This is a genomic window from Bradyrhizobium sp. CCBAU 45394 (assembly GCF_028128655.1).
In the GTDB taxonomy this organism is placed as follows: domain Bacteria; phylum Pseudomonadota; class Alphaproteobacteria; order Rhizobiales; family Xanthobacteraceae; genus Bradyrhizobium; species Bradyrhizobium diazoefficiens.
Window position 1 is genome coordinate 1 of record NZ_LBIX01000124.1, and the last position, 11,396, is coordinate 11,396.

Annotated in this window: 9 protein-coding genes and 5 pseudogenes; 11 read left to right on the plus strand and 3 right to left on the minus strand. The window is 57.7% G+C overall.

Annotated features, from left to right (window positions below; all coding sequences use genetic code 11):
- The first annotated feature begins 465 nt into the window (after positions 1 to 465).
- Positions 466 to 1,464, plus strand: coding sequence for an ATP-grasp domain-containing protein (locus WN73_RS12765; RefSeq protein ID WP_271553080.1), 999 nt, complete (start codon positions 466 to 468; stop codon positions 1,462 to 1,464).
- Positions 1,465 to 1,557: 93 nt separating this feature from the next.
- Positions 1,558 to 1,714: pseudogene (locus tag WN73_RS12770) on the plus strand (IS3 family transposase); the annotation flags it as partial.
- Positions 1,715 to 1,922: 208 nt separating this feature from the next.
- Here the strand turns inward: WN73_RS12770 and ectB are convergent.
- Complete coding sequence (ectB, locus tag WN73_RS12775) at positions 1,923 to 3,224, minus strand: diaminobutyrate--2-oxoglutarate transaminase (protein WP_271553082.1); 1,302 nt, start codon at positions 3,222 to 3,224, stop codon at positions 1,923 to 1,925.
- A gap of 727 nt (positions 3,225 to 3,951) precedes the next feature.
- Here ectB and WN73_RS12780 point away from each other — a divergent pair.
- Entirely contained in the window at positions 3,952 to 5,190 is a 1,239-nt protein-coding gene (locus WN73_RS12780) for a tyrosine-type recombinase/integrase (RefSeq protein ID WP_271553084.1), read from the plus strand.
- A 164-nt stretch (positions 5,191 to 5,354) separates the two neighbouring features.
- Here the strand turns inward: WN73_RS12780 and WN73_RS12785 are convergent, their stop codons facing one another.
- Positions 5,355 to 5,570 (minus strand): hypothetical protein, encoded by a 216-nt coding sequence (locus tag WN73_RS12785; protein WP_271553086.1) that lies wholly within the window; start codon positions 5,568 to 5,570, stop codon positions 5,355 to 5,357.
- Here WN73_RS12785 and WN73_RS12790 point away from each other — a divergent pair.
- From WN73_RS12790 to WN73_RS12820, 7 genes and pseudogenes are all read left to right on the plus strand, one after another.
- Positions 5,569 to 6,108 (plus strand): tyrosine-type recombinase/integrase, encoded by a 540-nt coding sequence (locus tag WN73_RS12790; protein ID WP_271553088.1) that lies wholly within the window; start codon positions 5,569 to 5,571, stop codon positions 6,106 to 6,108. The two genes, WN73_RS12785 and WN73_RS12790, sit on opposite strands and share 2 nt — an antisense overlap.
- 54 nt (positions 6,109 to 6,162) lie before the next feature.
- Positions 6,163 to 6,567, plus strand: coding sequence for a site-specific integrase (locus WN73_RS12795; RefSeq protein WP_271553089.1), 405 nt, complete (start codon positions 6,163 to 6,165; stop codon positions 6,565 to 6,567).
- Positions 6,482 to 6,667, plus strand: a pseudogene (locus WN73_RS12800) (transposase domain-containing protein); the annotation flags it as partial. The gene WN73_RS12795 and the pseudogene WN73_RS12800, both read left to right, overlap by 86 nt.
- Before the next feature lie 16 nt (positions 6,668 to 6,683).
- Positions 6,684 to 6,851 carry an IS1096 element passenger TnpR family protein gene (locus WN73_RS12805; RefSeq protein WP_271553090.1) on the plus strand — a complete coding sequence of 56 codons (168 nt, stop codon included), beginning with the start codon at positions 6,684 to 6,686 and terminating at the stop codon, positions 6,849 to 6,851.
- A 170-nt stretch (positions 6,852 to 7,021) separates the two neighbouring features.
- A pseudogene (locus WN73_RS12810) lies at positions 7,022 to 7,087 on the plus strand (plasmid pRiA4b ORF-3 family protein); the annotation flags it as partial.
- Between the two features lie 259 nt (positions 7,088 to 7,346).
- A pseudogene (locus WN73_RS12815) lies at positions 7,347 to 7,864 on the plus strand (IS3 family transposase); the annotation flags it as partial.
- A 343-nt stretch (positions 7,865 to 8,207) separates the two neighbouring features.
- Positions 8,208 to 9,341 (plus strand): 7-keto-8-aminopelargonate synthetase, encoded by a 1,134-nt coding sequence (locus WN73_RS12820; protein WP_271553092.1) that lies wholly within the window; start codon positions 8,208 to 8,210, stop codon positions 9,339 to 9,341.
- A 524-nt stretch (positions 9,342 to 9,865) separates the two neighbouring features.
- Here WN73_RS12820 and WN73_RS12825 read toward each other — a convergent pair.
- Positions 9,866 to 10,179, minus strand: a pseudogene (locus tag WN73_RS12825) (IS630 family transposase); the annotation flags it as partial.
- Positions 10,180 to 10,254: 75 nt separating this feature from the next.
- Here WN73_RS12825 and WN73_RS12830 point away from each other — a divergent pair.
- The gene (locus tag WN73_RS12830; protein ID WP_271553094.1) at positions 10,255 to 11,277 is read left to right on the plus strand and encodes an IS110 family transposase; all 1,023 of its coding nucleotides are present in this window, start codon (positions 10,255 to 10,257) and stop codon (positions 11,275 to 11,277) included.
- The last annotated feature ends 119 nt before the right edge of the window (positions 11,278 to 11,396 follow it).

Sequence of the window (11,396 nt, forward strand, 5' to 3'; positions counted from 1 at the left end):
TGCGTGAGGTCGGACATGAAATCTTTGTCGGACACCTGCCGCGACAAAGCACTCACTGTCAACTCAAGTCCCTTCTTTTACAGCCTATGCGAGTTATGATTCGACCGAAAACGCTATTGCGCTTGCGGCTCAATATCGGGCGAAACGTCGCGCGAGGCCGCGAGCGGTCCTTTTGTCCACTCAAGTCTATAATCCTTGTCCTGCTTCCGACAACGGCACGAACCTTGTCCGATCTAAGCCTTCTGGCGGTCTTCATGGACGGCCACCTCTTGGAACGAACTCAGTCGCCTACCGAAACAACCTTGGCACGCGAGTTGCTCTCTGCGTCGTGCAGCACTGGACGATAGCTGAAGGCTAGGCTCGCTGGGCTGCAAATCGCCGCGGTGCTTCAGTTGCTTGATTTGGAAGGTAGAACTGCCTGCGCGATATGGGCCACAGCTAAAGATTCAGCTCTAGGAGAATGTAATGAGGCTGCTGATACTCACCAACACACTGGACTGTTTAGGCGAGAACGACGCACCTATCAGTAACGCGTTTCGCCGGTTGGGTTGGGAAGTAATTTTCGGCGAGCTGAATTCTATTTCGGCAGACGATTATCGCTTTTCCACACGAGGAGTCCTAGTGCCTCAAAACGCCGAGCCGTACCACCCGGGCTGCGCGGCAGGAGGAGATCGAAATGCCTATTTTCTCGATGAGTGCCAGTTAGTCTGGATCATGAGCCACCCTCAGCATCGCGTATCCCTCGATATTTGGCAAATGCTTTGGCTGGCTTCTCAGAACACCTCCTTTGTTAACAGCGTCGAAGGCCTGGTGTTCCTTACTCCAAAACATGCATTAGGCTACGTCGTGCCTAGGACGAACAGAGCTCTTTCATATATCTCGAACGAGTTTTCGCTGCTATGGGATCGCTACCAAGCGACTTCAGATCAGTGGTGGGTGGTCAAGCCGCCAAATTCCACCTGCGGGCAAAATGTCTTTCTACTTACCCCAAATGGACCAAATGTTCGAGCAATCCTGCAATGCCTTACTGGAAATACAGCTGCGCACAAAGATAGCTATGGCGAGTTAGGCGGCTTCAAAGCCGAGTACACCGTTCTTCAGCAGTATATTCCTGAAGTGGTCCATGGCGAAAAGCGTATCATCGTTGCTTGCGGAGAGGCGGTCGCTTGGCACGGTCGGCTCGGGCATCCACACGATCACAGGTCGAACATAGTGCTAGGAGGAAAGCCTATTCCGGCGGATCTGCATCGAGATGAAATTGAACTAGCCGAGTCGGTCGGTCGAAAGCTGATGGCTCATGGAATCAACTTCGCAGGGATAGACATTGCCTATCCTTACATAATCGAAATAAATCTTGTAAATCCGGGAGGGCTGCACGACTTGCAGTTGGCTTCCGGAGTAGATCGCTCGGACAACGTTGCCGAGTTAATCATTGCTCACTTCAAGAAGAATTCGTCTTCATGAAATGCGCTCTTAGGGGCATGAACGTAAACTCGATGTTTTATTCGCCACATCGTATATGACGGTGTTGTCTCGCGTGTTGGAGCGACAATGGACGACTGCTTCGACCTTGCCCCCGCTGGAGAGTTCTTCCACACCCTCAAGACAGAGTTTGTTCATCATCACCACTATCAGACCCGCGCTGAGCGCCGGCGTGATCTCTTCCTTAATCGAAGGCTTCTACAATAGCGCACAACGCGATCACCATCATTGAACCACATCTGGCTTGCCGCCGCGCCAGGTAAGCACCACAATCCATGCAACTATAGATGCGGCGAGCATTTGCACCTTGGGCTAACAGGCACATCTGACGAGAGATGAAGCCATGCTGAACCCATTGCTCGTCGTTCGGCTCTGATAAATACTGACGATCCGACCCCTCGAAAGCAAACCGCGCCGTATCGGTTATACGCAGTAGCAATTCAATAGCTTCTACTTCGTATTCCAGTCGCCGTTTCGATCAACGCTTCCTCGAACATCTCCAGGCCCTGATTTAACGTCTCGAGATCGATCGTGAGCGCTGGAAAGAACTTCACAACTTGGTCTTCGGGTCCGCATCGTTCGACAATCAAGCCCCTCTCAAATGCCCTTCTTGTCGTTGCTTCGGCAAGTTCGGTCGTATGGCAATCGAACCCCAATGCCATACCACGGCCTCTAACAGAAAAGCCGTTTCCGTGCTCAGATGCAATGGCCTGAAGTCGATCACGCAATAGCGCTCCCATACGGCGAACCTCCTCCGAGAGCCTCGTACAGCGCCAGTACATATTTATGGCTGCGGTTGCAGACACTAGTGCCAGGTTATTCCCTCGAAAAGTACCGGTGTGTTCTCCCGGCTCCCATGCGTCTAGCCCCTCCTTGATCAACAACATTGATAGCGGTAGGCCGTACCCACTTAGCGACTTCGACAACACGATGACATCTGGCGACAACGCCGCAAACTCGAAGCTGAAGAATTCACCCGTGCGTCCACAACCCATTTGGATGTCGTCGACTATGAAAAGAGCGCCAACTTCCTTTGCTATCATCTGGATCGACTGCAACCATTTCTTGCTAGCTACATTTATTCCACCTTCGCCTTGCACCGTTTCGACTAAAATGGCTGCTGGCGGGTCGATTCCACTACCGCCATCCATCAACACCTTTCGCACGTACTCAGCCGTATCGACACCTGAGCCAAAATAGCCGTCATAAGGCATGAAAGTTGTGCCAGACAGCGAAACCCCGCTGACCTTTCGATAAAAGCGGTTGCCTGTCGCGGCAATCGCTCCCAAACTCAAACCATGATACCCTTGGGTGAACGAGATGATATTCTGGCGCCCTGTAACTTTGCGCGCGAGCTTTAAAGCTCCCTCAATTGCGTTAGCCCCTGTTGGCCCCGTGAACTGGTAACGGTATTGCAGCCCTCGGCCCTTAAGTATGACAGAATTGAATGTCTCCATAAATTCGATCTTGGCAGGAGTTGCCATATCAAGCCCATGGATCATCGCATCTGACGCCAGATACTCGGTAACAGCAGCTTTGATACCGTGATTGTTGTGGCCGTAATTGAGCGCGCCAGCACCGGAGAAGAAGTCAATAAACTGACGGCCATTCTCCGTCAACATGATGGAACCGCGAGCACGACTGAAAACAGCAGGAAACGAACGTGAGTACGAGCGGACCTTTGATTCGAGGTCTTCAATAGCGCGCAACTTACATGCTTCGATACTTGTCGTCTCACCCATTTGTAGTCTCCTCAGCAGCGGTGAATGAATCTGCACGCTCGTCCGTTGGGCGAGTTATGGACAGTCGATCGATAGATGCGGTTGGCGAGGTACATAATTGTTTTCTTCCAGACGGTTGCACAAGAACCGGGGGGAATGAAGCTACCAAAGCTCGTAGTCTCTGACGGGGGCCACCCCTGCGTACCCACGGCGCTGCCCCGAATGGCCTCGATCGCCGCACTGCCTAATCAGCATAGCAGATCGCATCCAAATATTCACCCGAGAGACCCTCCTTTTCACCTCTTGAACTTCTCCGCGCGCGTGATCGTCTCGCGGGTGATGCGCTAGCGTCTCAGGAAGAGAAGCGATGCGGCGGCCTTTCCTTATTCATGAGGTTTGCGCCCCTGTGCGGACGGCGATGTTACAGAACGCCGTCTGGTTGAGCCAACACAACGTCGCGTCGCTGAGAGCAGTGCGTTGCTGTACGTAGTAGCAACTAACGCGCCGCTTGCTACGTCCGAGTTGACCGGGAATAATCCTCCCAGATGACGGAAACTATCTGACGTTGTTGCGACCCAACCTGTGGACTTCAGAAATTATGCGGAGCCTACGATTATGCGGAGTGCGCGGCCGTTCGCTCCGAGATCCGCTCCGTTATCAACAGTTTAGTTCCCAGTGCCCTCTTCCTCGCTCCGCATAATCTGGGGCCTCCCTTCCTGTCTTGATGGCAACGAAAGGGAGACGAGGAATGGCCAAGTCGAGTGAGAATCACTGCCACGGGCAGCGCTGCATGGTCGCAGGCGATCTCGCCCCGCTGGTGACGGAGTTCGCACGACACCTGACGGTGTTGGGGCATTCGAGCTTGACGGTGAGCGGCTATGACGCCGCAGCCCGTCACCTCGCGCAATGGCTGACGCTGTCCAAGGTCGCAGTCACCGACATCGATGATGGCGTCACTGATCGGTTCGCTCGGCATCGCTGTCGATGCCCCGGCATACGTCGCGTGAAGGGCGTGTCCAAGAAGTACGTGAGGCGGGTGCGCCGGTTCGTCGAGTTTCTCGGCGAGCGCGGGATCGTCCAGCGCAAGCCGAAGCTCGCAATACCGACGCTCGACCGGTGGGTAGTCGAGTTCCAGGACTGGCTGCGGCAGCATCGCGGCGTCACAGAGCTGACAATAGATCGACATGGTCGCATGATCATGCGGCTGCTCCCGGCGCTTGGCAGCAAGCCGCGAAGCTGGAATGCCCAACTCATTCGCGACGTGATCATTGCAGAGACGAAACGGGTCTCGCTCGCCTATGTGAGGACTATGACGATGGCGCTGAGAGGATATTTGCGGTTCCTCACCGCGCGGGGGGTGTGCCGGGCGGGACTCGATCATGCTGTTCCAATCATTCCGCAGTGGCGACTGTCGTCGCTGCCGCGATACATCAGCTCGTCAGATGTCGAGACGTTGATTGCAACGTGCGACCAGACCACGGCGACTGGCGTTCGTGATCGGGCGATCCTGCTGCTGTTGGCACGACTGGGCTTGCGGGCCGGCGACATTCTCTCTCTTCGTCTCACCGATATTGATTGGCAACAGGCGACGCTGTCGGTTCGTGGCAAGGGGCGGCGGGAGACGAGATTACCACTGCCGCAAGACGCCGGGGATGCCTTGCTCGCTTATCTGGATCAGGCCCGGCCGCACGTCGCCGATGTTCGAATCTTCTTCATGTCGAATGCACCAATCCGGCCGCTGACTGGTTCGAGCGCAGTCTCTGATGTTGTGCGTAGTGCAATCCGAAAGGCCGGTATCCCCACTCCGTCGAATGGGGCCAACCTGCTTCGGCATTCGGCCGCGACGGCCATGTTGCGGGGCGGCGCGACGCTCGACACAGTTGGCGCCGTACTGCGCCACCGCTCACCGGACATGACCGCACACTACGCCAAAGTCGACGTGACGATGCTGCTGCAGATCGCGCAGCCATGGCCGGGAGATGCGTGATGCTGAGTCAATATCTTGCCAAATATGTGGACCAGCAGCAGTCGCTGGGGTTCAAGTTCCGCGTCCAGCAAATCCTGCTGAGGGGCTACGTCGGCTTCGCCGAGGAGTGCGGCGACCGGCACATCAGAAGTGCCCGGGTCCTGGCATGGGCCGCACGTGCGCCGTCACCGGAGCAGCGCCGCAACCGGTTGCTTACCGTGCGGCGGTTTGCGCTGGCGATGCACGCCGAGGATCCGCGCCATCAGGTGCCGGCGGCGGATGCACTCGGCCACGCCGTCGTCAAGCGGCGACCGCCGTATATCTATAGTGCGGAAGAAGATCGCACGACTGCTTCGTGCTGCGGCGGCACTCCGGCCAGCGGGCTCGATCAGACCGACCATGTACGCAACGCTCTTCGGCCTGCTCACCGCTACTGGCATGCGGATCTCAGAAGCATTGGCGCTGCAGATCGACGATGTGACTGCCGATGGGCTCGTCGTCCGGCAGACCAAGTTCCAGAAGAGCCCGCTGTTGCCGCTTCACGCAACAGCTCGGCTGGCGCTCGACAGATATCTGGTTGCCCGGCGGTCGCTAACCACCACCACAGATCGTGCTCTCTTCGTATCGGTTGCCGGACAGTCGCTGCCCTACAACACCGTGCGAAGGATCTTCCTGCAGCTCCTTGATGGCACCAATCTCAGGGGCGCGCACTCGGGGCGAGATCCGCGCATCCACGATCTGCGCCACACCTTCGCAGTCCGCTCACTGGAGCAGTGCCGCCACGATCGTGCTGCGGTCGTTCGCCATATCGTGGCGCTCAGCACCTACCTCGGCCACGCCCACGTGACCGACACCTATTGGTACTTGCAGGCGACGCCGGTCCTGATGGGCCAGATCGCCGAGGTCGGAGAGGCATTGCTCATTGGAGGTGTCGCATGACCGCGCTCGCCCCCTACCCGAGCAGCTTCCTACGCGAGCACTTGCCCAAAGAACGTGGAGCGGAGCCAGCATACCTGCGAGGCGTATGCGCAGAGCTTCCAGCTGTTGCTCCACTTTGCCGCCGGCCGGCTCAAGCTCAAGCCATCGAAGATTGAGATCGAACGGCTCGACGCGCCGCTGATCTTGGCATTCCTGGAGCATCTAGAGAAGCCGCGCGGCAACTCGGCGCGAACCCGCAATGCCCGGTTCGCTGCGATCAACTCGTTCTTCCGTTACCTGGAATACAGAGTGCCATCCTGCCTCGACCAATCACGTCGGATCCATGCGATCCCGATGAAGAAGACCGATCAGGCGCTCGTCGGCTATCTCAAAGCTCAACGCCAAGAACTCCCTTTTTGCCGGTTGCGACGAGGGCGCCGAGAATTGGGCAGTTCTGGCTTCGTTAATCGAGACCTGTAAGCTCAATGGCGTCAGTGCCGAGCACTGGCTCGCTGATGTTCTCGCGAAGCTCGTCAATGGTTGGCCTGCGGCGCGACTGGACGAACTGCTCCCTTGGGCGTCGATCGACACGATGCATGCACACATCCGAGGCTGGCGGCATGAGCCTGAACACGACCGCGGTCCGGATCAAGGTGACCCTCAAGGACGTGAAACCGGAGGTGATGCGATGCCTTGTCGTGCCGCTCACCCTGCGCCTTGATCGGCTGCATCTGACACTTCAGGAGGCGTTTGGCCGGACGTAGCCACCTCTTCGAGTTCTTCGCTGGTGAGGTCCGTGGGGGATTCCTGATCTCCACAACGATTACGGCCACTAGCCCATGGATGCCAGCAAAACGCGGCTCTGCGATATCGTTCAAGAGACCGGTGCCAGACGATCCATTATCTCTATGACTTCGGCGACAGCTGGGACCATGTGATCAAACTCGAAAAATGGTTCGACAAGACGCCGACAGACGGTCTGCCACTCTTGCTCGATGCTGCCGGCCGCTGCCCTCTAGAGGATGTTGGAGGTGCGCCCGGGTATGCCGACCCCTCGACGCCATCGGCGACCCTACTCATCCAGAACATGAAAACATGCGCCTGTGGGGGTCCGGAGCGGTTCGATCCCAAGGTCGTCGACCGGAAGGACTCGAGGCCGCCGTCAACGCATTGTCCGACCAATGGAAACCGCGGCGACGCGCCACGCGGCCAACATAGACGTCAAGCGCCAATCAAAGGGCCGCAAAGCTACGCTTACGTTCAAGGCGCCACGGCCGAACGTCCTTTGGCTCTCCGACTTCACCTATGTCGCGACCTGGGCCGGCTTCGTCTACGTCGCCTTCGTCATCGATGCCTATGCCCGCAGGATAGTCGGCTGGCGGGCCAGGCTTCGTGCTCGATGCGCTGGAGCAGGCACTACATGATCGACGGCCGGTCCATCGTGGCGGGCTCGTGCACCACAGCGACAGGGGCAGCCAATACGTATCCATTAAGCACACCGAGCGCCTGGCTGAGGCCGGCGTCGAGCCTTCTGTCGGCAGTGTCGGAGATTCCTATGACAACGCTCTCGCCGAAACCATCAACGGTCTCTACAAGGCCGAGGTGATCCATCGGCGCGGGCCATGGCACAGCTTCGAGGCCGTCGAGTTCGCCACTCTCGAATGGGTCGACTGGTTCGACAACCGACGGCTCCTGGAGCCCATCGGAAAACATCCCGCCGGCCGAAGCCGAGCAACGCTACTACGCCATGCTGGAACAACCGGCAATGGCAGCTTAACTTAAACCAAATGGCCTCCGGCAAACCCGGGACGGTTCAGCCCTGTGGTAAGCCTATCTGATCTAGTAGCTGTCCAGGGCAGGCGGCCAGTGGTTTAGTTGGTTTATTGTCCGCATGTTCGTACCGAGATTCATTCGGCCTGACGTCCCTAAGTCTCGTGCGGCGCATACGGATGCACGACTTTGGTAGATAAGAATGGAAAGTGAATCAAGTCATCGGCTCGTCGTGTCGGAAGGCGGCCGCATGAGAGAGCTCGTTCGGAACACAGAATGTATGCCCGGACACGGCAGGCAGTATTTTGATGTCGCCCACACAGCAGATCTCATGGCCATCGATGCACGTTATGCGACGCCCGATTACTTTCGATAAGGGGTCGCACGCTCCTCAGAGGGCAATTGATTTCGTGCGATGCTCTTACCTGGGCCTCGACAGCCATCCGTTGGTCGTCGCGGGCGCGCTCGAAGCAATTGAGGCGCAGCGGTCATTATATTGGCCCAGTGACCGACCGCATCTCCGTTTCGGTCTTCTTGAACACCTGGAAGACACCCTATCCAATATGTTTTGCGCGCACGCCATACTTTCCTCCAGTCTCCTGCTCGCCAATTTGGGAGTGATGCGCATCCTTGCTTCGGGCCGACTGACAGGCGGAAGAAAGCCGACTGTCGTGTTCGATTGCTTGCCGCACGGCTCTCTGATTTGTTACAGGCCGCTCGTCGCTGATGAAGCCCGCGCAGAAACGATTGTCCACAATGACCTCGACGCTCTCGAACGATTGTGCCGCAGCAATCCTGCGGTGGCTTATGTATGTGACGATATTTGCTCGAAAGGAGGCTATTCGCGGCTAACTGAACTGCGTCGGCTTCAGGAACGCTATGGGTTGTTTCTCCATATTAGCGATGCTCACAGCATATCGATCTTTGGACGACATGGCGAAGGGCTTGCTCGCTCTCAGTTTCCGCAAGTGCTCGGCCATCAAACAAGCATAGCGGCCTCCCTTGCCGAAGGATTCGGCGCACATGGCGGCCTGTTGATGGTCGGAACAAGCGAGCACGAGGCTATGTTTAGACGATTCTCCACTATCGATGGATTTTCAGAGTCTCCTAATCTGGCAGCCGCTGGCGCGGCACTTGGCTCGTGCAAGATTCACTGCTCGGCAGAACTGGGCGAGCGACAGCGGCGGCTGGCGCAACGCATCGACCTCTTTGACCGTCGCCTTGCAACGGCCGAGCAAGGCAATTCACTTCCGATTAGAACGATCAACGTTGGGGCGGAGGCCAATGCGATTGGGGTCGCCAGACGGCTTCTCGATAAGGGTTTCTATACATCAGTGACATTCTTCCCAACGCTGGGGAACGGGACGGCCGGAATTAGCGTGTCTATGACATCCGATCATGAGGCCAGCGACATAGAGCGGCTGTGCGACGGCATCTTGGAAGCAGTTGTCGAGATAACCGGAAGGCCCTACCCTCTGAGATGATGCATATTTAGGCTGTCGATGTAATGATGTAATTACCTGCGCCGACTGTAGAATGCGATCGTCGATAGCGGCCCCGAGACTGTGAGCTGATCAGCGTTCGAGGCATTGGGAATGAGGCGGAGCCACCCGGCGGAAATACGCCTCAATCCTGGTTGAGTGGTGCTGTACGCGAGGTCTCGACGGCCGGCTATTACGCCTGCTGTCAGGGCGGATGCAGGGAAGCGGCGCTAGTCGTGGCAGGATCGAAAGGCTGACATGGCATTCGATTGATCATAGCGCAGCCACCGTCGGACTCGCATCACCGACATTCGCCACGACCTCCGAACGCACCGAACTTGATCGCGCGCGACTCACCGCCGCAGCCCCGACCGGGTCTGGCGCCCCGACATCACCGACAGCCTGGCAGCCGAAGGCTGGCTACACTGGCTGCCGTCATGGACCTCTTCGGCCGAAAGATCGTCGGTTGGGCAATGCGTGAACTCGCTGCTCGGTGCACAGACCTCGTGCGAGCTAGTCACGTGAATCTAAAGTTCGCCACATAAAGTCTGCTGGGATTTGTGGCAGAAAGCGTTTGACGGAAGCCAAAATCTGGTCTGCGGCCTTGGTCCATTTGAAGGGCTTGGATTTTGTTGTGCGGGTCGATGAAGGTACGGATGTCGGCCTCGAGCTGTCTGACGGAAGTGTGAACACCTCGCTGGATCTGCTTTCGGGTGAACTCAGCGAACCAGCGTTCGACCTGATTGATTCATGGCGCGGAAGTCGGCGTGAAGTGGACATGATAATGCGGCCGACGGGCGAGCCACGCTTTGATCCTGGGTGTCTTGTGGGTGGCGTAGTTGATGGGGTGGACGCCCCCTCACGGCATCGCTGTGCCAAAGTGGTGTCGTTGACCATCACTTGAACGGAGGCGTCCATGTCGGAAGTTAGCATAATCGGGTTGGATCTGGCGAAGAATGTGTTCCAGATGCACGGCGCGGATGGATCAGGAACCGTGCTTTTCCGTAAGAAGCTGCGCCGGGACCAGGTGCTCAAATATCTTGCCGCGCAGCCGACGTGCACGCTCGCCATGGAGGCCTGCGCCAGCAGCCACTACTGGGGGCGCCAGATCGGGAGATTAGGGCATGCGGTGCGACTCATTGCACCAGACTATGTAAAGCCTTTTGTAAAGCGGCAGAAGAATGATGCCGCCGATGCGGAAGCAATCTGCGAAGCCGCCCAGCGGCCGACGATGCGTTTCGTGGCGGTGAAGAGCGAGGAGCAACAGGCCGCGGCCATTGTGTTTCGCGCCCGCGACCTCCTGGTGCGTCAGCGCACCCAAACCATCAATGCGCTCCGCGGCCATCTGACCGAATTTGGGGTGGTAGCGGCGCAAGGTCCCTCCCATGTTGCCAAACTCGTTTCCGTGATCATCAGCCATGATACCGACATTCCTGAGTTGGCTAGACCGATCCTACGGCTGCTCGTCGAGCAGTTGCGATCCCTGAACGAGAAGGTGGCGCTGCTCGACCGAGAGCTCGCCCGGCGTGCCAAGGAGGATGCCGAAGCGAAGCGGCTAATGGCGATCCAGGAATTGGGCCGATCGCGGCTACGGCGCTCGTTGCCCTGGCGCCGACAGCCCAGGCCTTCAAGAGGGGAGCGACTTTGCGGCATGGCTGGGGCTTACCCGCTGCAGCGCTCCACCGGAGGCAAGCAGAAGCTCGGCAAGACGTCACGTATGGGTGAACGAACCCTGCGACGACTGCTGATCATCGGCGCGAGCGCGGCCGTGCGCTGGGCAATGTGCAAAGGCTCGACAGCGGATCCTTGGCTTGCGCGCATGCTTGCCCTCAAGCCGCCCATGCTGGTGATAGTCGCCCTCGCTAACAAGATGGCGCGCATCGTCTGGGCATTGATGGCGAGAGGCGCAACCTATCGGGCTCCGGCTGCGGTGAAGTAGTTCCGCGGCAGGGACCGTGAGAGTGTGAGAAGGTCGGAGAGTATGGCGCACGGTCACGAGACAGGAATGGGAAAACCAGATCATGGATACGCGCGCCTCGAGCACGCGAAGTTGAATTC